Source organism: Kribbella sp. CA-293567 (assembly GCF_027627575.1).
Taxonomy (GTDB): domain Bacteria; phylum Actinomycetota; class Actinomycetes; order Propionibacteriales; family Kribbellaceae; genus Kribbella.
On record NZ_CP114065.1, the window covers coordinates 3719473 to 3738758 of the forward strand.

A 19286-nucleotide genomic window follows, 5' to 3' on the forward strand; every position below is an offset into this window, starting at 1 on the left:
CTGGCTCGGTCTCAGCCCACGTCGCGCCTCTTGCGTCGCGGCTCCGTGAGGAGCGGAGAAAGGCCAGGCGCGCCGGAGTATTCGACCGGTCAGAGCCAGCCGGCCTTACGGAAGCCGGCGTACATCGAGCCGCAGGTGACGAACATCAGGGCGAGGACGGCGAAGTAGCCGTAGTGCCAGTGCAGCTCGGGCATGTTGTCGAAGTTCATCCCGTAGACGCCGGCGATCATCGTCGGGGCGACGGCGATGGCGACCCAGGCGGAGATCCGGCGCATGTCGTCGTTCTGCTGCACCGAGACGCGGGCCAGGTGGGCGTTCAGGGCCGAGCTGAGCAGGGTGTCGAGCGCCTCGGTCTGGTCGGAGACGCGGATCACATGGTCGGCTACGTCGCGGAAGAACGGCGCGGACTCGTGACCGATCCCCGGTACGCCGCCGTGCGCGAACGCCTCGATCGGCTCCCGCAGCGGGCCGATCGCCCGGCGCATCTCCAGCACCTCGCGCTTGAGGGTGTAGATCCGGGCCGCGTCGGAGGTGCGTTCGGGCGAGAAGACCGAGCTCTCCACCTCGTCGACGTCCACCTCGACCGAGCTCGCGACCGCCTCGTAGCCGTCGACGACGGAGTCGCAGATCGCCCAGAGCACCGCGGCCGGACCGTGGCCGAGCACCGAGGCGCGGTCCTCCAGCTCCTGCCGGGCGGTGGACAGCGGGGCGCCTTCGCCGTGCCGGACGGTGACGACGTACCGCTTGCCGACGAAGATGCTGACCTGGCCGGTCTCGACGGCGTCCTCGGCGTCGACGTACCAGAGGGTGCGGAGGACCATCACGAAGGAGTCGTCGTACCGCTCGACCTTGGGCCGCTGGTGCGGCGACAGCGCGTCCTCGACCGCGAGCGGGTGCAGGCCGAACAGCTCCTGGACCCGGCTCAGCTCCGCCTCGGTCGGCTCGTACAGCCCGACCCAGCCGAACGCCTGGCCGTCGTCGTCGATCGCCCGCGCCACCGTCTCGGGATCCTTGGGCAGGTCGTGCCGCTCGCCCTCGGAATAGACCCCGCAATCCACGATCACGGTGACATCATGGCACCGCCGGTTTGCCCGACCGGATAACGTGCGGTGCATGCCCACGGTGATTCTGGTCCGGCACGGACGCAGCAGTGCCAACACATCCGGCGTACTGGCCGGCCGGACGCCCGGGGTGAAGCTCGACGACACCGGCGTACAGCAGGCGACAGCGGTGGGTGAGCGGCTGGCCGGGCTGCCGCTGGCCGCGATCATCACCTCGCCGCTGGACCGCTGCAAGCAGACCGCTGCGGCGATCGCCAAACACCACTCGACGTTGCGTCCGGCAACGGACCGGCGGCTGACCGAGTGCGGGTACGGCGACTGGACCGGCCAGAAGATCGCGACGCTGGCCAAGGACCCGCTCTGGGCGGTCGTCCAGGCGCATCCGTCCGGCGTGACGTTCCCGAACGGCGAGTCGATGCGCGGCATGCAGCAGCGCGCGGTGGACGCGATCCGGGCGCACGACGCGGCGATCGCGGCTTCGCACGGCGAGAATGCGGTCTGGGTGGCGGTCTCGCACGGCGACGTGATCAAGGCGATCGTCTCGGACGCGCTCGGCCAGCACCTGGACAGCTTCCAGCGGATCGTCGTCGACACCGCCTCCACCACCATCATCACCTACACCCGGACCCGGCCGTTCCTGGTCCGGCTGAACGACTCCGGCAGCGACCTCAGCTCGCTCGTTCTGCCGCCGCCCGCGAAGGCCAAAGGACGCGCCAGGAAGTCCGCGGTCCAGTCCTCCGACGCGGTAGTAGGCGGACGGTAATAGGGTCGAGGCATGGCGCGCGTAGTGCATTCGTATGACGATCCGGACCGGTTCGTCGCCGGCACCGTCGGTGAACCCGGTGCCCGGACCTTTTTCCTGCAGGCCAGGACGGGGAACCGGCTGACCTCGGTGGCCTGTGAGAAGGAACAGGTGATGGCGCTCGCGGAGCGGCTGGACGTGATGCTGGACGAGGTGGCGCGGCGGTTCGACCGTGAGCCGGCCGGCCAGACCACGCTGGAGGACACCGATCCGCTGGAGCAGCCGATCGAGGAGGAGTTCCGGGCCGGCACCATGACGCTGGCCTGGGAGGCCGACGCCGAGAAGGTGGTGATCGAGGTCTTCGCGGTGGTGGCCACCGAACAGGCCGAGCTGGAGGAGACCGATCCGGTCGCGGCGGCGCTGGAGTCGGAGGACGCCGAGGTCTTCATCGTCCGGATCAGCGAGGAGCAGGCTCGCGCGTTCGCCCGGCGGGCGGTCGCGCTGGTCGCCTCCGGCCGGCCGAGCTGCCCGTTCTGCGGCCGCCCGATCGACCCGGAGGGGCACATCTGCCCGCGGGCCAACGGCTACCGCAGGCACGTCCGCGAATGATCGATCCGGACCTGCTCGCCCGCGGCGAGCTGGATCTGCTAGGCCGGCTGATGGCGGCGTCCAACGGAACCTTCCAGGGCACGGTCACCCTCGGCGGTGAGTCGGCGACGGTCGTGTACAAACCGGTCGAGGGCGAGCGCCCGCTGTGGGACTTCCCGGACGGAACCTTGGCGCAGCGGGAGTACGGCGCGTACGTCGTCTCGGAGGCGCTCGGCTGGAACGTCGTACCGCCGACGCTGCTGCGCGACGGGCCGCTGGGCCTCGGCATGGTGCAGTTGTGGATCGACGAGGTGGAACTGCCGGCGGGCGAGACCGAACTGGTCGACATCGTTCCGCAGGGACGGGTGCCGAAGGGCTGGGTCGGGGTGCTCGACGCGCTCGACGGCCGGCACAACCCGGTGACGCTGGTCCATGCCGACAACCTCGCGCTGCAGCGGATGGCCGTGTTCGATGCCGTGGTCAACAATGCCGATCGCAAGGGTGGGCATGTGCTGAATCCCGGCGACGGGCGGGTGTTCGGGGTGGATCACGGGGTGACGTTCAACGCCGACGACAAGTTGCGGACGGTGCTCTGGGGATGGGCCGGTACGCCGGTGCCGGCGGAGCTGCTGGAGGACGTGCGAAGGCTCGCGGACGGGCTGGCCGGCCAGCTGGGGGCGGAGCTGAACGAGCTGATCACCGCGGTGGAGTTGACTGCGACCCGCGAGCGGTGCGCGACGATGCTGAAGACAGGCACGTTTCCGCTGCCGAGTGAGGACTGGCCGGCTATTCCGTGGCCGGCATTCTGACGGTCGCCGGACGAATTTCCAGGTGGCGGTCCCGCGGGGCGCCGACGGGCGGGCCGGTCAGACGGTGGCGGGTTGGCTGAGGTTGCTGGGGCTGATGCCCCGTTCACGTTTGAAGGCGGCGCTGAAGCTGAACGCGTCGGCGTACCCGATGCGGCGGGCGACGGCTGTTACCGAGGCGCCTGGTTCGGTCAGGAGGTCTGCGGCGAGGGTCATTCGCAGGTCGGTCAGGTAGCCGAGGGGGCTTTCGCCGGTGAGGTCGGTGAAGCGACGGGCGAGGGTGGTCCGGGAGACGTTGGCGACCTCAGCGAGGGAGGCGAGCGTCCATGGGTCGGCGGGGGAGCGGTGCATCGCCTGGAGGACCGGGCCGACGACGCTGTCGCTGAGGGCCGTGTACCAGCGGGGTGAGTTGCGGTCGAACCATTCGCGCAGGGTGCAGACCATCAGCCAGTCGACCAGCCGGTCGAGGCTCACCTGCCGCCCGAGCTTGCCGGTGGCGAGACTTGCTTCGAGGTAGTTGAGCAGTGGCGTGCAGTCCTCCTCCTCGGCGATCACCAGGACCGGAGGGAGCGCGTTCAGGAGGCGTCTGGGCATCTCCTGCCGGACGGTGAAGGCACCGGCCAGCAGCACGGTACCGCCGGCCGTTTCCGCTCCGATGCTCCCGTCGCAGCGGACATCGATCGGGTCGATGGCCAGGCCCGGGTCGGTGGTGAAGACGAAGGGCTCGGGGCCACGGACGACCGCGGTCTGACCAGGTACGAGGTGCACGGACTCGCCGTCGACGAGCAGCCAGCCTTCGCCGCGCAGGGGTGAGCACAGGGTGAGCGCCGGCGCGTCGGTGAAGCGCAGCGCCGAGCCGGCGGACAGGGCCGGCGTACCGAGGACGGCGCCGTTCGCGCGGACGGCGTACAGGAGCTCGTCGAGGGGATCCATGGGCCCAAGCTAAGGGGTGGGACCAATGGACAGGTGCGTGGTGTTCTCGCACATGGTCCGGGCGGCCCGAGGACGGTTGGGTGATGGGTATGACGATTCTGGTGCTGGCAGCGACAGGGAAGACGGGCCGCCGACTGGTCCCGCAGTTGAGGGCCGATGGCAACGAAGTACGGGCGGCGTCGCGGTCCGGGGAGGCGCGGTTCGACTGGAACGAACCGGAGACGTGGGCGGCGGTGCTGGCCGGCGTACGGGCGGTGTACCTGGTGGCGCCGGAGGATCCGGAGCCGGTCGAGGCGTTCGTGGCGCAGGCGGTCCGGGCCGGGGTGGAGCGGTTCGTCGTGCTGTCCGGGCGTGAGCTCGAGCAGGCCGAGGGGCGGTTCGGCGGCGAGATGCTGGCGGCGGAGCGAGCGGTGGCCGCCTCAGGTGTCGGCTGGACGGTGTTGCGGTCGAACAACTTCAACCAGAACTTCGACGAGTACACCTGGCGCGAACCGTTGCTGGCCGGGCGGCTGGGGCTGCCGATCGGGGCGACGGGGGAGCCGTTCATCGACACCCAGGACGTCGCCGAGGTCGCGGCGCTGGCGCTGACCGAAGCCGGGCACTTCGGCCAGGTGTACGAGTTGAGCGGGCCGGAGTCGCTGACCTTCGGCGAAGCGGTCCGGATGATCTCCGCGGCGCTCGGACGGCCGATCGAGTACGTCGAGCTGACACCGGCGGAGTACGAGGCGGAGTTGCTCGCCGAGGGCTTTCCGGCCGAGGTGGCCGGTGCGCTCGGCGGGATGTTCGAGATGATGCGGGAGGGGCTCATCACGACGCCGACCGACACGGTGGAGAAGCTGCTCGGCCGGCCCGCGACCACCTTCGCGGAGTACGTCGGCCGCGTCTGGCCACCGCACTAGCGCATCCTGGCCGGAACCGCGCGGGAGATCGGGGAGTGAGCCAGGTCGTGGCGCGAATTCGCTGACTGGATAGGCTCCATCTCATGCAGGCGTGGACGAAACCAGAAATCCCGGTGGTAGCCGGTCCGGCGCGGCGTCTTCGCCTCTACGACACAGCGTCGGCGGGGCTGGTCGAGGTGACCCCGGCAGGCGACGGGCCGGCCCGGATCTACGTCTGCGGCATCACGCCGTACGACGCGACCCACATGGGCCACGCTGCGACCTATGTCACATTCGACCTGATCAACCGGCTCTGGCTCGATGCCGGGCACGCCGTGCACTACACCCAGAACATCACCGACGTGGACGACCCGCTGCTCGAGCGCGCGGCCGCGACCGGCGTCGACTGGACCGAGCTGGCGCTGTCGGAGATCCAACTGTTCCGCGACGACATGACCGCGTTGCGGGTGATGCCGCCGCAGAACTACGTCGGCGTGGTCGAGTCGATCGATCTGGTCGCGAAGGCGGTCGGGGATCTGCAGCGGGCCGGCGCGGTGTACGACGTGGACGGCGATCTGTACTTCGCCGTGAAGGCCGACCCGGCCTTCGGTGGGGTCTCCAACTACGACAGCGAGACGATGCGGGCGCTGTTCGCCGAGCGGGGCGGCGATCCCGATCGCGAGGGCAAGCGCGACCCGCTGGACAGCCTGCTGTGGCGGGCCGAGCGGCCGGGCGAGCCGGCTTGGGAGTCGCCCTTCGGCCGCGGCCGGCCGGGCTGGCACGTCGAGTGCTCGGCGATCGCGCTGGAGTACCTCGGCATGACGTTCGACGTCCAGGGTGGTGGCACCGACCTGATCTTCCCGCACCACGAGATGTCGGCCAGCGGCGCGCAGGTCGCGACCGGGGAGCACCCGTTCGCCCGGGCCTACGTGCACCAGGCGATGGTCGGGCTGGACGGCGAGAAGATGTCGAAGTCCAAGGGCAATCTGGTGCTGGTCTCCAAGGAGCGGCAGGCCGGCACCGATCCGATGGCGATCCGGCTGGCGCTGCTCGCGCATCACTACCGCACGGAGTGGTTCTGGACGGCGTCCGATCTCCTCGATGCGCAGGAGCGGCTCGACGTGTGGCGGGGCGCGGTCGGCCGGGGCTCGGGCCCGGACGGTGCCGCCGCGGTGGACGCTCTGCGTGCGGCGCTGACCAACGACCTCGACACGGTGGCCGCGCTGGCGGCTGTCGATCAGTGGGCCGAGACCAACGGTGACGACACCTCGGCGCCGGCGCTGGTGGCGCAGGCGGTCGACGCGTTGCTGGGGGTTGCGCTGTAGCGGAGTACTAGCCGGTTACGGGGTGGTGGGTTTTCACCGGGGTGGGGACCGGGGCGGCGGGTGCTTCGTTGGGGGCCTGGACCGGGAAGGTGGGTCTTGGCTGGGTCGGCTTGGGCGTCGCCTTCGCGGCGGGCTTGGCGCAGGTGGCGGAGGCCAGGCGGATCACCTGGGTGCCGCCCAGGTTGATGGTCAGGCCGGTGATGGTGAAGGCGCCGTCGGAGTGGTTGGTCTGGTTGTTGACGGTGATGGTCGCCAGGGGAGCGGCTGGGATCGAGGCGCCTTGCTTGACCGTCGGTACTGCGATCCGCTGACCCAGCAGGGTCAGGGCGCCGATGTCCACGCCGCCGGTGTTTCCCGTGCACCAGACGGTGACGGACTCGATGCCGAGCAGCGAGCTCGGCGGGGTGAGCAGCAGCTTGCACAGGTCCGGCAGGTTCTTGACCGGTAGGTCGACCGTGCTCAGGTCAGGCAGGGGAATGCCGAGCTCGGGCAGCGGGAGCTTCGGGATCGGCAGGTCGTCGGCGCCGGTCGGAGGCAGGGTGTCGCAGCTCTTCTTCAGGTCCGGCGGCAGCTTCACCTGGTTGAGGATGTCCGGCCCGACGACGAGGTCGAACAGTTCCACCGAGGCGGCGTCATTGCCGGCCGTCACCGTTCCGGCCCGCACGGACAGCAGCGGGTTCTTCGGCAGCTCCAGCGCGGACGAACTGTGCCGCTTGCCGTCCAGCGATTCGGTGTACGGCGTTTTGGCGACCGGCACCTGTCCTTCGGCACTCACCGCGTACGCCGAGGAGGCGCGGGCCGCCGCGTTGCCCACGGGCGCACTGGCGACCAGCGTGAACGCCACGACCCCGGTCACGGCCGCGAACGTCGTGATGGTCGGAACCAGCTGTCGTCGCATCGGAGTCCTCACTTTTCTGCGGAGCGGTGCATGGGCTACTTGCCGTCGATCAGGACGAGGGTCCCCAGCGGAACCTTCTGAAGCTTGCCGAGGGCGACCTTCGGCACCCGGACGCAGCCGGCGCTGATTGCCGCGCCGAAGACCTCCGAGCGGGGCCAGCCATGGATCGCGACGGTACCAGGACCGCCACCGAACGTGTCCAGAGTGGGACTGTGCGCACCCAGCGGCAGCACGATCGGCGAGGCCGACCGCTTGCTGTCGATGATCGACCCGAGCAGAAAGGTGCGTCCGGACGGGGTCGGTGTCGCCTTCGCGCCGACGCCGGCCTTCCAGTTGCCGAGGCTCTTGCCGTTCTCGAACAGCTCGATCGTCCGCGACCCGGTGTGCACGCGGATCAGGTACGGCGAGGTGGCGCGGTCCAGGCCGTCGTCCCGCAGCCAGCCGGTGGAACGGTTCGGCTTCGAGGGCAACAGCACCTGCACCCAGCCGTCGGCCCGCCCGACCACCGGCAGCCAGGTCGGCCCGAACTGGGTCGGCCCGATCTTGGCGAACGGTTCGGCGTCGGGCGCGGAGTACAGAGCTGTCTGAGTGCGGGGATGGACGACGAGCCCGTCGGTTCCGCCGAACGGTTCGGGATCGAGCGGCGCGGCGGCGATCGTGGTGTGCGTCGACGAGCCGGGCAGCACGGTCAGATCGACCACGGCCGCCGCGTCCTTGCGGTTGCCGAGGAAGCCGACGACCGCGACGGTGGCCAGTACCAGGAGCACGGCAAGGGCGCCGATCGATCCGCCACCGCGCTCGTCCGCGCGTACCTTGCGCATACCAGCTCCCCGTGTTTCCCCGTCGGTCGAGACGACGATAAGCCGCCTCCACCGAAGAAGCTACTCCTGGGTACGCTTTTTTTGGGTCAGCCGGTCACTCAGGGCGATCGGTGTTGCGCCGGCGCAGGTACCGCTCGAACTCGGCGGCGATCGCGTCTCCGCTGGCCTCGGGCAGGTCGGTGGTGTCGCGCTGCTCCTCCAGCGAGGCGACGTACTCCGCGACCTCCGGGTCCTCCTCGCTCAGCTCGTCCGCGCCGCGCTGCCAGGCCCGGGCCAGCTCGGGCAGCTCGCCCTCCGGGATCGGCAGGTCGAGCAGCGCCTCGACCTTGCTGAGCAGGGCCAGCGACGCCTTCGGGCACGGCGTACCGGCGATGTAGTGCGGGATGGCCGACCAGATCGAGACCGCCGGTACGCCGAGGGCGCCGCACAGGTCGGCGAAGACGCCGGTGATGCCGGTCGGGCCTTCGTAGCTCGACGGCTCCAGGCTCCAGGAGGCGGTCAGTTCCGGATCCGAGGAGGACGCCGAGACCGGGATGGGCCGGGTGTGCGGCGAGTCGGCGAGCAGCGCGCCGAGGACGACGACGAGTTGCGCGTTCGACTCGTCGACCACCTCGAGCAGTTCGCGGCAGAACCCGCGCCAGCGCATGTTCGGCTCGATGCCGCGGATCAGCAGCACGTCGCGGCCGGTGTCGTCGGGACGCGCCAGGAAGATCCGGGTGGTCGGCCAGGTCAGCCGCCGGACCCCCTCGTCGTCGAACTCGACCTCGGGCCGTTTCACCTGGAAGTCGTAGTAGTCCTCCGGGTCGATCGCGGTGACCAGTTCGGCGTCCCACTCCTCGATCAGGTGATCGACCGCTCCGGTGGCCGCTTCGGCCGCGTCGTTCCAGCCTTCGAACGCGGCGATCACGACCGGATCCCTCAGGTTCGCGAGATCTACCACTCGCCACCCCCCGTCCTAGTCGTCTGTTGAGCCCGTTGAACGAGCACTGCCGGACTGCCCAGCCTACGTCCAACGCCCGGTCGGCGGCGGTCGTTTCACGGCCGGCGGAAAGGGTGTCGGCCGGAGTACGTAGGATCTTGCTATGACCCTCCAAGCGGTGCTCTGGGACATGGACGGCACGTTGGTCGACTCCGAGCCCGAGTGGGCCCGGGTGCAGATCGAGCTGCTCACCGAACTCGGCGGGACCTGGACGGTCGAGGACTGTATGGCGCTGGTCGGCAGCGACCTGTCGCACGCGGTCGAGGTGTGGATGGCACGGCTGCCCGACGGCGCGATCGAGCCCGATGCCCTGGCCGAGCGGATGTACGGCGAAGTGGTGCGCGCGTTGAAGGAGGGCGTCGTGATGCGCCCTGGCGCGCTGGAGTTGCTGACCGGGCTGAAGGCGGCGGGGATCCCGTGCGCGCTGGTCTCGGCGTCGTACCGGGTGATGATCGACGCGGTGCTGTCGCATCTGCCGCCGGATCTGTTCGACGTGATCGTGGCCGGCGACGAGGTGCGCAACGGCAAACCGCACCCCGAGCCGTACCTGAAGGCCGCGGCCGAGCTGCAGGTCGACCCGGCGAACTGCGTGGTGATCGAGGACTCGCCGGGCGGCACCCAGGCCGGTACGGCGGCGGGCGCGTTCGTCATCGCCGTACCGCAGTGGGTGCCGATCCCGGAGGCGCCACGAAGGCTGGTGCTGAAGTCACTGGAGTCGCTCACTCCGGACGCGCTGCGCGACCTGCTCCGCTGAGGCGATACCTTCTTCAGGTGCCTGCGGGGGTGTTCTGGGGGAGGGTTGGGATGGTGACTGTGCTGAAGCGTCGCGCCGCGTGGCTCGCGGCGGTCGGTCTGCTGGCGGGTTCGTTCGCGGCCTGCGGCAAGTCCGGGCCGGACCGTCCGAACGAGGGCGGAGCGACGCCGAAGGACCTGGTCATCAAGGTCGCGACCACCGACGCCGTCGGCTCGCTCGACCCGGCCGGACCGTACGAGATCGGCTCGCGCACCTTGCAGTCGAACCTGTACCAGACACTGCTGACGATCATCCCTGGCAAGCCCACGCCGGTGCCGGAAGCCGCCGACTGCCAGTACGACGCGCCCACGACGTACACCTGCAGCCTGAAGGACGACCTGACCTTCCCGAACGGGCACGAGCTGACCTCGTCGGACGTGAAGTTCAGCTTCGAGCGGATGCTGAAGCTCAAGACGCCCGGTGGACCGGCCGGACTGTTCGCTTCGCTGGCCTCCGTGACCACGCCGGACAAGTTGACCGCCGTCTTCACCCTGAAGAAGCCCGACGCGCGGTTGCCCTACCTGCTGACCACGACGGCGGCTTCGATCGTCGACGAGGAGTTCTACCCGGCCACCAAGTTGCTGGCCGACAAGGCCATGGGCAGCGGGCCGTACGAACTGAAGTCGTACCAGCCCGGCTCGGCCGCGGTGCTCGGCAAGTTCAAGAAGTACCGCGGCTCGCGCGCCGCGCAGAACGACTCGATCGAGGTCAGCTTCCTGACCGACGCGGCGTCGTTGACGCAGGCGCTGACCAGCGGCAAGGCCGATGTCGGCTTCCACGGCTTCGGGCCGGGCACCCTGGACCGGCTCCGGGCCGGCGGCGAGGTGCAGGTGGTCGACGCCGGTTCGGCGGAGATCCGGTTCTTCAGCTTCCACATGCGGTCGGTGGTGGCGCGCAATCCCGCCGTACGACGGGCCGTGGCGCAGCTGATCGATCGGCCGGCGCTGGTGAAGAAGGCACACGGCGATCACGTGACGCCGCTCTACTCGGTGGTGCCGGCCGGCTTCGCGGGGCAGGTCGACGCGTTCCGGACGCAGTACAAGGAGCCGAACAAGACGGCCGCGGCGGCGATCCTGCGAGAGGCCGGGTTCACCACGCCGGTGACGCTGAACGTGGGCTGGACGCCGTTCCAGTACGGCGCGGGCGCGAAGGCCGAAGTACTGGAGTTGAAGCGCCAGTTGGAGGCGTCGGGGCTGTTCAAGGTGGTACTGCGCAGCGCGGACTGGCCGAAGTACCTGCAGCAGGCGCGAGCCGGGGCGTACGACCTCTACCAGGCCGGGCTGTTCCCCGACTACCTCGACAGCGGTGACTACCTGCAGCCGTTCGTGCGCGACGGCGGGATGTTCCAGAACGGGTACCGCAGCTCGGCGGCGAACAAGCTGATGGATCAGGAGATCGCCGAGCAGAACCAGATCGAACGCGAAGCGTCACTGACCGAGCTGCAGGTCCTGCTGGCCGCCGACGCCCCGGTGATTCCGAGCTGGCAGGGCCGGTTCACGGTGGTCGCCGGCAAGAGCGTCGAGGACGTGGACAAGGCGCTGAGCCCACTGTCGTTCCTGTACTTCTCCCCGCTGCGGAAGTAGTTCCGCGGGCAGCACCGCACTGGCCCGTCGGTGCCAGTGACAGCGCGTCGCCAGCGACCCTGAGTAGGTGCATGCTGTACTGCGAGTTGTCCCACGATACGGGACGATTTCCTACGCATCACGATCGGGCAACGCAGCACTTTCGCCGTTTGACTCCGGCGAGTAATGACGGCAGGTTGAGTCGGCAGCCAAGAGCCACTCCATCAAGGCAGGGGAACATATCGCGTGACGACACCACTCGAGGTCGAGCCCGGGGCGACTACGGCAGATCCTGAAGCCGTCCTCAAAGGTATGGGCAAGATCGAGGGACGCTCACTCGGTCAGATCGCCTGGATGCGGCTCAAGCGGGACAAGATCGCGATCGCCGGCTTCGTGATCATCGTGCTGCTGATCCTGATGGCGATCTTCGCGAACCTGATCATCAGCCTGATCGGCAGTCCGCCGAACGAGTTCAACCAGGACAAGATCGACACGGTCAACGGCACCCTCGCCCCGATCGGCAAGTTCGGTGGGATGAGCTGGGAGCACCCGTTCGGGGTGGAGCCGGTGAACGGCCGCGACATCATGAGCCGGGTGATCTACGGATCGCGGATCTCGCTGCTGATCGCCTTCTTCGCCACCCTGCTGTCGGTGGCCATCGGTACCACGATGGGCATCGTGGCGGGCTTCTTCGGCGGCTGGGTCGACGCGCTGATCAGCCGGTTGATGGACATCTTCCTGGCCTTCCCGCTGCTGGTCTTCGCGATCGCGCTGGCCGGCGTCATCCCCGACGACGCGTTCGGGCTGCAGGGCGACTCGCTGCGGATCATGCTGCTGATCTTCATCATCGGGTTCTTCAACTGGCCCTACATCGGCCGGATCGTCCGCGGTCAGACGATCTCGCTGCGCGAGCGCGAGTTCGTCGACGCGGCCCGCAGCCTGGGCGCCCGCCGGCCGTACATCCTGTTCACCGAACTGCTGCCGAACCTGATGGCACCGGTCCTGGTTTACGCCACGCTGCTGATTCCCACGAACATCCTGTTCGAGGCGGCGTTGTCCTTCCTCGGCGTCGGTGTCCGGGCCCCCACGGCCACCTGGGGCGGCATGTTGTCGGACGCGGTGACCTTCTACACGATGCCGCACTTCATGTTGTGGCCCGGCCTGGCCATCTTCGTCACCGTCCTGGCCTTCAACCTGTTCGGCGACGGGCTGCGCGACGCGCTCGACCCGCGGTCGCGATGACTTCGACTTTCTCCACCTGTGGTTCTGACAAGAAGGGGTGCACCACGACGATGAGCATCAAACGACTGAGAACGGTAGCCGCGTTGTCGGCGGTCGTTGCTCTGACGCTGTCCGCCTGTGGCGGTAGCGACACGAGTAACGACAACGCCACCGGTGGTGCCAAGAGCGAGTTCAACGGCGCGGTGGCGGGCGTGCTGAACCCTTCTGACAAGAAGGGTGGCACCGTCAAGCTGGCCCACTCGGACGATTGGGACACCCCGGACCCGGGGGAGACCTACTACGGATACGCCTGGAACTTCGCCCGGCTGTACGGTCGCTCGCTGCTGATGTTCAAGCCGGCCCCGGGCAAGGAGGGCAACGTCCTGGTCCCGGACCTGGCCGAGGCGCTGGGGGTGCCGACCGACGGTGGCAAGACCTGGACCTACAAGATCCGCAAGGGCGTCAAGTTCGAGGACGGCACCGAGATTAAGGCCAAGGACGTCAAGTACGCCGTCCTGCGGTCGACCGACAAGAAGACCTTCGCCAACGGACCGGCGTACTTCGAGGCGTTCCTGAACCTGCCGAAGGGCTACGACGGCCCGTACCGGTCGAAGGGGATGAACACCGATTCGGCGATCTCCACGCCCGACGACTACACCATCGCCTTCCACCTGAAGAACGGCTTCGGTGGCTTCGACTACCTGGCGCAGCTGACCCAGACGATGCCGGTTCCGGAGGCCAAGGACACCGGCGCCAAGTACCGCGACAAGATCGTCTCGAGCGGCCCGTACAAGTTCGAGACCGTGGCGCCGGGAAAGCAGTACACGCTGGTCCGCAACGAGCAGTGGGACCAGGCGACGGATCAGAACCGCAAGGCGCTGCCGGACCGTTACGAGGTCGCGCTCAAGGTCAACGCCGACGACATCGACAACCGGGTCATCTCCGGCGACCTTGACATCGACGTCGCGGGCACCGGTGTGCAGCCGGCCTCGCTGAGCAAGGTGCTGACCGACCCGGCCCTGAAGGCCCAGGCGGACAACCCGACCCTCGCGCGGCTCTGGTACACCTCGGTCAACTCGACGGTGCCGCCGCTGAACAACATCGACTGCCGTAAGGCCATCCAGTACGCGATGGACCGGACCAGCTACCAGACCGCCTACGGTGGCGCGTTCTCCGGCGGCGACCTGGCGACGACGATCATGCCGCCGCTGGTTCCGGGGTACGAGAAGTTCGACCTGTACCCGGCCGGAGCCGACAGCAAGGGCGACCTCGACAAGGCGAAGGAGTCTCTGACCAAGTGTGGTCAGCCGAACGGCTTCGCCACGAACATGGCCTACCGGTCGGACCGTCCGCGCGAGAAGGCGACCGCAGAGGCCTTCCAGCAGGCTCTCAAGCGGGTCGGGATCAATCTGACGCTGAAGGGCTACCCGGCGGGTGACTACTTCTCGCAGTACGCGGGCAACCCGCCGTTCGTCGTGGCGAACAAGATCGGTCTGGCCACCAACGGCTGGGGCGCGGACTGGAACGACGGCTTCGGCTTCCTGTCCCAGATCGTCGACAGCCGCGTGATCCGCGAGACCGGCGGCTCCTCGAACACCTCCGTCCGGATCCCCGAGGTCGACAAACTGCTCGACGCCGCGATCGCCGAGACCGACACGGCCAAGCGCGAGAAGCTGTGGACCCCGATCGACAAGCGGGTGATGGAAGAGGCCGTGATCTACCCGGGTGTGTACGCGAAGAGCCTGCTGCTGCGGCCGAAGAATCTCACCAACATCTTCGTCAGCGACGCGTTCAACATGTACGACTACCTGAACATGGGTGTGAAGTAAGCAGTCCGCACTGCCCTCTGTCAGGTCCACAAGTTAGGTAGGTGAAGGCTGCAGGTGCCCGGTCCGGGAGGATCTCCCGGACCGGGCACTGGTGCCGGGCACTGTGATCACATACATCATCAGGCGCGTCGTGGCGGCTGTCGGCCTCCTCATCGTCGTGAGCGCCGTCACGTTCTCGATCTTCTATCTGGTGCCACGCTGGGCCGGAGCGACGCCCGAGACGCTGGCGACCCGTTACGTCGGCCGGGCGGCCACCGAGGACACGGTCAAGCTGACCGCAGAGCGGCTGGGGTTGTACGACCCGATCGCAGTGCAGTACTGGAACTGGGCCAAGGGGGTTGTTGTCGGCGCCGAGTACGACTACGGCGCCGGAGTCGAGAAGTGCCCGGCACCTTGCCTGGGATACTCTTTCATCACCAAGCAGCCGGTGTGGCCCGAGCTGCTCGACCGGATACCAGTGACGCTCTCCCTGGCCGCAGGTGCCTCCATCCTGTGGCTGGTGTCCGGCGTCGCGGTCGGGGTGCTGTCGGCACTGAAACGGGGGTCGATCTTCGACCGGGCCGCGATGTCGATAGCCCTGGCCGGTGTCTCGTTGCCGATCTTCTTCACCGGACTGGTCTCGCTCGCCTTCTTCAGCTACCAACTCGGGTGGACGAAACCCGGGGGGACCTTCGTCCCCTTCACCGACAATCCGTTCCTCTGGGCACAGGCGCTGATCCTGCCCTGGGTCACGCTCGCGTTCCTGTTCTCGGCGCAGTACGCCCGGCACACCCGGGCCGGGATGCTCGAGACGATGAACGAGGACTTCATCCGGACGGCCCGGGCCAAGGGCCTGCCGGAGCGGACGGTCGTCGTACAGCACGGTCTGCGGGGCGCGCTGACACCGATCCTCACCATTTTCGGTCTGGACGTCGGCCTGCTGCTCGGCGGCGCCGTACTGACCGAGAAGACCTTCTCCCTGCCGGGGCTCGGCAAGTACGCGGTCGACGGCATCGTCGCCAACGACCTGCCGAAGATCCTCGGCGTGACGCTGGTAGCGGCCGTCTTCATCGTGCTCGCGAACCTGATCGTCGACCTCCTGTACGCCGTCGTCGACCCGAGGGTGCGCGCCAAATGACCAACGACAACGCATTCCTCTCGGTCCGCGACCTGCGGGTGCACTTCCCGACCGACGACGGGCTGGTCAAGTCCGTCGACGGCCTGTCGTTCGACCTGGACCGGGGCAAGACGCTCGGCATCGTGGGCGAGTCGGGCTCGGGCAAGAGCGTGACCAGCCTGTCGATCATGGGCCTGCACAAGGGTGGATCGGCCAAGATCAGCGGCCAGGTCGTCCTGGACGGACAGGATCTGATCAGCGCGTCCCGCGAAGAGGTCCGGCTGCTCCGCGGCAAGCGGATGGCGATGATCTTCCAGGACCCGCTGTCGGCGATGCACCCGTACTACACGGTCGGCCACCAGATCATCGAGGCCTACCGGGTGCACAACCAGGTGACCAAGCAGGTCGCCCGCAAGCACGCGATCGACATGCTCGACCGGGTCGGCATCCCGCAGCCGGACCGGCGGGTGGACGCCTACCCGCACCAGTTCTCCGGCGGGATGCGGCAGCGCGCGATGATCGCGATGGCGCTGTCGTGCGACCCCGACCTGCTGATCGCCGACGAGCCGACCACGGCGCTCGACGTGACCGTGCAGGCGCAGATCCTGGACCTGATCCGGGACCTGCAGAGCGAGTTCAACTCCGCGGTCATCATCATCACCCACGACCTCGGCGTGGTCGCCGAGCTGGCCGACGACATCCAGGTGATGTACGCCGGCCGCGCGATCGAGTACGGCACCGCGGAGGACATCTTCGACCGGCCGCAGCACCCCTACACCTGGGGTCTGCTCGGCTCGATGCCGCGGATCGACCGCGAACGCACCGAGCGACTGATCCCGATCAAGGGCACCCCGCCGAGCCTCATCAACGTCCCGACCGGCTGTGCCTTCAACCCGCGCTGCAACTACGGTCACCTCAACGGTGGCGCGAGTGAGACCGAGCGGCCGGAGCTGCTGGACGTGGGCGCCGGACACAAGGTGGCCTGCCACCTCTCCACGGCGCAACGCCAGGAGATCTGGGAGACCGAGATCGAGCCGAAGCTGTGACAGACGGAGCAACTGTGACCACTGAGACCGCACCAGCGACGCCACCGCAGGCGACCGGCGACGAACTCCTGTCGGTGACGAAGCTGACCAAGCACTTCCCGATCCGGCAGGGCCTGCTGCAGCGTCAGACCGGCGCGGTCCAGGCCGTCGACGGGCTGGACTTCACCGTCAACAAGGGCGAGACCCTGTCGCTGGTGGGGGAGTCGGGCTGCGGCAAGACCACCACGGGCCGGCTGCTGACCCGGCTGCTGGAGCCGACCGACGGGAAGATCGTCTTCGAGGGCCGGGACATCAGTCACCTGTCCGAAGGCAAGATGCGCCCGCTGCGCAAAGACATCCAGATGATCTTCCAGGACCCGTACGGCTCGCTGAACCCGCGGCACACGGTCGGCAAGATCGTCGGCGCGCCGTTCCGGCTGCAGAACGTGAAGACCGAGGGCGGCACCAAGAAGGCCGTCCAGGAACTGCTCGAACTGGTGGGCCTGAGCCCGGAGCACTACAACCGCTACCCGCACGAGTTCTCGGGCGGCCAGCGGCAGCGGATCGGCATCGCCCGCACCCTGGCCCTGCGTCCCAAGCTGATCGTCGCCGACGAGCCGGTCTCCGCGCTCGACGTCTCGATCCAGGCTCAGGTGGTCAACCTGCTGGAGGACCTGCAGGAGGAGTTCGACCTCACCTACGTGATGATCGCGCACGACCTGTCCGTCGTCCGGCACGTCTCGGACCGGGTGGCGGTGATGTACCTGGGCAAGATCGTCGAGATCGCCGACCGGGTCAGCCTGTACGAGAAGCCGATGCACCCGTACACCCTCGCGCTGCTGTCCGCAGTACCGATCCCGGACACCAAGCGCCGCGGGAAGCAGGAGCGCATCCGCCTCCAGGGCGACGTCCCGAGCCCGATCAACCCGCCGCCGGCCTGCCGCTTCCACACCCGGTGCTGGAAAGCTCAGGACATCTGCAAGACGGTCGAGCCCCCGCTGCTGCAGTTGGCGCCGGGCCACCAGGCTGCTTGCCACTTCCCGGAGAACCAGGAAGGCGGCGAAGCGCCGCGCCAGGCGACCGCCAGCTGATCGTCGTTCCATCGAGAGCCCGGGATCCATTGGATCCCGGGCTCTCGTTCAGCCCGTATAGAACCGCGCCAGGAGTGGGCCCAGAACCAGCGGATCTGCGACGTGTCCGGCGACCTCGATGGTGAGTCGTTGGGCGTCCGGCAAGCAGACGGCGGCTGCGTCGGCAGCGGCCCCGAAGAAGTCGACCGGCAGCCCGGCTGAGTGTGGATCCACAGTCGCGCCGGTGCTCAGCAGCACAGGCTGAGTCACCTTCGCCAGCCGGCTTGCGGGTGGTGGGCCTTCGCCGAGGCAGGCGGCGTCATACCGCAGCGTCGGTGCGAGCGCTACCAGCGCCGGCCAGACCGGAGCGGCTTCGGCGCCCGCGATGTCTTCCTCCGAGGAACCGGCCAGCTTCATGAACAGCCGAAGCGCCTGGTCGCGGTCATCGGCGTCCAAGGCCACTGCGAGATCGTCGACGTACGCTTGCCAGCCCGCGACCATGTCGTCGCCGAGCAGATACGGCACCTCGTGAACAGCGATCTTGTCGACAGGGATCCCTGCGGCGGCGGCCTCCAGCGCGAGCGCCCCACCGGACGACGCAGCAAACACGTGAGCCCGGCCTCCGGCAGCCTCGATGACAGCCGCGAGATCCTCCATCTCGCGTTCCACCGCGTACGGCGCGGTGTCGCCACTGTCCCCACGGCCCCGGCGCCGGTAGTTGACCACGGAGAACCGGTCGGCGAGCCACTCACCCAGCGGCACATTCTCGGTGCCGTCGTCGAGGCCGCCGCCAACGAGCACCAGCGCGGGCCCGTCCTCACTCAGGCGGTCATATCCGATTTTCGTGCCATCAGCTGAGGTCACGTGCGGCATGATCATCCCCTTTGGTTTGGTACTCCTACTTTAGGAGTAAAGAGTCCTTGAAGGGAAGTATGCTGTCGGCATGCGTAGCTATCGTGACCTCTGCGGTATCGCTCGCGCTCTCGACCTCGTAGGTGAGCGATGGGCGCTGCTGGTGGTCCGCGAACTGCTGTTCGGCCCCAAGCGCTTCGCCGACCTGCACCGTGGACTCCCCGGCCTCAGCCAGAACGTGCTGACCCAGCGACTCCGTGAACTGCAGGACTCCGGCGTGGTCACCCGGCGACGCGCACTCCCGCCGGGGGCCGGTCTGGTCTACGCGCTCACCGACCACGGACGAGCCCTCGAACCGGTCCTGCTGGCGCTCGGACAATGGGGCAGCCCCCTACCGCCGCTGCCCGGCTCGGCCACGGAACTCAGCCCGGATGCCCTGGTGGTCGCACTGCGTACGACGTTCGACCCGACCGCAGCAGGCGACCTTCGCGGCTCCGTCCAGCTTCACCTGCCCGGCGATGCGTTCCACCTTGTTGTGAACGACGGCACGCTCGAGGCGGTCAGGGGTGAAGCAGCCGCCGATGCTGTCCTGACAACCGAAGTACGCACGGTTCAGAGGCTGGTGTTCGAGGGTCAGGATCTCGACGACGTCATCAAGTCCGGGGACGCGACGGTGGATGGTGACACGGCCGTGCTTCGGCGTTTGATCAGAGCCTTCAACGACCACAGAGCCGGCTAGAGATCACGGGAGGATTCAGTGCGGACAAAGTAGGCTCTGGAAGGTCCAGTACATCTGCAAGACGTTCG

The 19286-nt window shown here is 68.3% G+C and carries 19 protein-coding genes; 13 read left to right on the forward strand and 6 right to left on the reverse strand.

Annotated features, from left to right (window positions below):
* Positions 1-89: 89 nt before the first annotated feature.
* Complete coding sequence (corA, locus tag OX958_RS17080) at positions 90-1064, reverse strand: magnesium/cobalt transporter CorA (RefSeq protein WP_270138842.1); 975 nt, start codon at positions 1062-1064, stop codon at positions 90-92.
* Between the two features lie 49 nt (positions 1065-1113).
* Between corA and OX958_RS17085 the strand changes: the two genes are divergently transcribed.
* The 3 genes from OX958_RS17085 to OX958_RS17095 are packed head-to-tail and all read left to right on the forward strand — an operon-like array spanning position 1114 to position 3200.
* A complete protein-coding gene (locus OX958_RS17085; RefSeq protein ID WP_270138844.1) occupies positions 1114-1824 on the forward strand; it encodes an MSMEG_4193 family putative phosphomutase in 711 nt (236 codons plus the stop codon).
* A gap of 12 nt (positions 1825-1836) precedes the next feature.
* Entirely contained in the window at positions 1837-2412 is a 576-nt protein-coding gene (locus OX958_RS17090; protein ID WP_270138846.1) for a DUF3090 domain-containing protein, read from the forward strand.
* On the forward strand, positions 2409-3200 hold the full coding sequence (locus tag OX958_RS17095) for an SCO1664 family protein (protein WP_270138847.1): 792 nt from the start codon (positions 2409-2411) through the stop codon (positions 3198-3200). The genes OX958_RS17090 and OX958_RS17095 overlap by 4 nt, the downstream gene beginning before the upstream one ends.
* A 57-nt stretch (positions 3201-3257) precedes the next feature.
* Here the strand turns inward: OX958_RS17095 and OX958_RS17100 are convergent, their stop codons facing one another.
* Positions 3258-4130, reverse strand: coding sequence for an AraC family transcriptional regulator (locus OX958_RS17100; RefSeq protein WP_270138848.1), 873 nt, complete (start codon positions 4128-4130; stop codon positions 3258-3260).
* Between the two features lie 89 nt (positions 4131-4219).
* Between OX958_RS17100 and OX958_RS17105 the strand changes: the two genes are divergently transcribed.
* Both OX958_RS17105 and mshC read left to right on the forward strand, forming a co-directional pair.
* Complete coding sequence (locus OX958_RS17105) at positions 4220-5029, forward strand: NmrA family NAD(P)-binding protein (RefSeq protein ID WP_270138849.1); 810 nt, start codon at positions 4220-4222, stop codon at positions 5027-5029.
* 83 nt (positions 5030-5112) lie between these two features.
* Positions 5113-6333, forward strand: coding sequence for a cysteine--1-D-myo-inosityl 2-amino-2-deoxy-alpha-D-glucopyranoside ligase (mshC, locus tag OX958_RS17110; RefSeq protein WP_270138850.1), 1221 nt, complete (start codon positions 5113-5115; stop codon positions 6331-6333).
* A gap of 7 nt (positions 6334-6340) precedes the next feature.
* On the opposite strand, the gene OX958_RS17115 is transcribed toward mshC, so the two are convergent.
* The 3 genes from OX958_RS17115 to OX958_RS17125 all read right to left on the reverse strand — a co-directional run bounded on the left by OX958_RS17115 (position 6341) and on the right by OX958_RS17125 (position 8992).
* A complete protein-coding gene (locus OX958_RS17115) occupies positions 6341-7231 on the reverse strand; it encodes a hypothetical protein (RefSeq protein WP_270138851.1) in 891 nt (296 codons plus the stop codon).
* A gap of 35 nt (positions 7232-7266) precedes the next feature.
* Positions 7267-8052, reverse strand: a complete 786-nt coding sequence (locus OX958_RS17120; RefSeq protein WP_270138852.1) for a L,D-transpeptidase — start codon at positions 8050-8052, stop codon at positions 7267-7269.
* 94 nt (positions 8053-8146) lie between these two features.
* The gene (locus OX958_RS17125) at positions 8147-8992 is read right to left on the reverse strand and encodes a PAC2 family protein (protein WP_270138854.1); all 846 of its coding nucleotides are present in this window, start codon (positions 8990-8992) and stop codon (positions 8147-8149) included.
* Positions 8993-9134: 142 nt separating this feature from the next.
* On the opposite strand from OX958_RS17125, the gene OX958_RS17130 reads away from it, so the two are divergent.
* The 7 genes from OX958_RS17130 to OX958_RS17160 all read left to right on the forward strand — a co-directional run bounded on the left by OX958_RS17130 (position 9135) and on the right by OX958_RS17160 (position 17648).
* Positions 9135-9785 (forward strand): HAD family hydrolase, encoded by a 651-nt coding sequence (locus OX958_RS17130; RefSeq protein ID WP_270138855.1) that lies wholly within the window; start codon positions 9135-9137, stop codon positions 9783-9785.
* 50 nt (positions 9786-9835) lie between these two features.
* Positions 9836-11407, forward strand: coding sequence for an ABC transporter substrate-binding protein (locus OX958_RS17135; protein WP_270138856.1), 1572 nt, complete (start codon positions 9836-9838; stop codon positions 11405-11407).
* 225 nt (positions 11408-11632) lie between these two features.
* Positions 11633-12628, forward strand: coding sequence for an ABC transporter permease (locus tag OX958_RS17140; protein ID WP_270138858.1), 996 nt, complete (start codon positions 11633-11635; stop codon positions 12626-12628).
* 50 nt (positions 12629-12678) lie between these two features.
* Positions 12679-14436, forward strand: a complete 1758-nt coding sequence (locus OX958_RS17145) for an ABC transporter substrate-binding protein (protein WP_270138860.1) — start codon at positions 12679-12681, stop codon at positions 14434-14436.
* Positions 14437-14539: 103 nt separating this feature from the next.
* The gene (locus OX958_RS17150) at positions 14540-15553 is read left to right on the forward strand and encodes an ABC transporter permease (RefSeq protein ID WP_270138862.1); all 1014 of its coding nucleotides are present in this window, start codon (positions 14540-14542) and stop codon (positions 15551-15553) included.
* On the forward strand, positions 15550-16578 hold the full coding sequence (locus tag OX958_RS17155) for an ABC transporter ATP-binding protein (RefSeq protein ID WP_270138864.1): 1029 nt from the start codon (positions 15550-15552) through the stop codon (positions 16576-16578). Before OX958_RS17150 ends, OX958_RS17155 begins: the two co-directional genes overlap by 4 nt.
* Before the next feature lie 14 nt (positions 16579-16592).
* Positions 16593-17648: an ABC transporter ATP-binding protein gene (locus OX958_RS17160; RefSeq protein WP_270138865.1), complete on the forward strand. Its 1056-nt coding sequence runs from the start codon at positions 16593-16595 to the stop codon at positions 17646-17648.
* A 48-nt stretch (positions 17649-17696) separates the two neighbouring features.
* Here the strand turns inward: OX958_RS17160 and OX958_RS17165 are convergent, their stop codons facing one another.
* Positions 17697-18500 (reverse strand): alpha/beta fold hydrolase, encoded by an 804-nt coding sequence (locus tag OX958_RS17165; protein ID WP_270138866.1) that lies wholly within the window; start codon positions 18498-18500, stop codon positions 17697-17699.
* A 70-nt stretch (positions 18501-18570) separates the two neighbouring features.
* On the opposite strand from OX958_RS17165, the gene OX958_RS17170 reads away from it, so the two are divergent.
* On the forward strand, positions 18571-19218 hold the full coding sequence (locus OX958_RS17170; RefSeq protein WP_270138867.1) for a winged helix-turn-helix transcriptional regulator: 648 nt from the start codon (positions 18571-18573) through the stop codon (positions 19216-19218).
* The last annotated feature ends 68 nt before the right edge of the window (positions 19219-19286 follow it).

Excerpts from the sequence above, each read along its gene's own strand:
- OX958_RS17115 (WP_270138851.1), bottom strand. The coding sequence starts at position 7,231 with ATGCGACGACAGCTGGTTCCGACCATCACGACGTTCGCGGCCGTGACC.
- OX958_RS17165 (WP_270138866.1), bottom strand. The coding sequence starts at position 18,500 with ATGCCGCACGTGACCTCAGCTGATGGCACGAAAATCGGATATGACCGC.
- mshC (WP_270138850.1), top strand. The coding sequence starts at position 5,113 with ATGCAGGCGTGGACGAAACCAGAAATCCCGGTGGTAGCCGGTCCGGCG.
- OX958_RS17100 (WP_270138848.1), bottom strand. The coding sequence starts at position 4,130 with ATGGATCCCCTCGACGAGCTCCTGTACGCCGTCCGCGCGAACGGCGCC.
- OX958_RS17170 (WP_270138867.1), top strand. The coding sequence starts at position 18,571 with ATGCGTAGCTATCGTGACCTCTGCGGTATCGCTCGCGCTCTCGACCTC.
- OX958_RS17120 (WP_270138852.1), bottom strand. The coding sequence starts at position 8,052 with ATGCGCAAGGTACGCGCGGACGAGCGCGGTGGCGGATCGATCGGCGCC.
- OX958_RS17155 (WP_270138864.1), top strand. The coding sequence starts at position 15,550 with ATGACCAACGACAACGCATTCCTCTCGGTCCGCGACCTGCGGGTGCAC.
- OX958_RS17095 (WP_270138847.1), top strand. The coding sequence starts at position 2,409 with ATGATCGATCCGGACCTGCTCGCCCGCGGCGAGCTGGATCTGCTAGGC.
- OX958_RS17145 (WP_270138860.1), top strand. The coding sequence starts at position 12,679 with ATGAGCATCAAACGACTGAGAACGGTAGCCGCGTTGTCGGCGGTCGTT.
- OX958_RS17135 (WP_270138856.1), top strand. The coding sequence starts at position 9,836 with ATGGTGACTGTGCTGAAGCGTCGCGCCGCGTGGCTCGCGGCGGTCGGT.
- OX958_RS17105 (WP_270138849.1), top strand. The coding sequence starts at position 4,220 with ATGACGATTCTGGTGCTGGCAGCGACAGGGAAGACGGGCCGCCGACTG.
- OX958_RS17085 (WP_270138844.1), top strand. The coding sequence starts at position 1,114 with ATGCCCACGGTGATTCTGGTCCGGCACGGACGCAGCAGTGCCAACACA.
- OX958_RS17130 (WP_270138855.1), top strand. The coding sequence starts at position 9,135 with ATGACCCTCCAAGCGGTGCTCTGGGACATGGACGGCACGTTGGTCGAC.
- OX958_RS17090 (WP_270138846.1), top strand. The coding sequence starts at position 1,837 with ATGGCGCGCGTAGTGCATTCGTATGACGATCCGGACCGGTTCGTCGCC.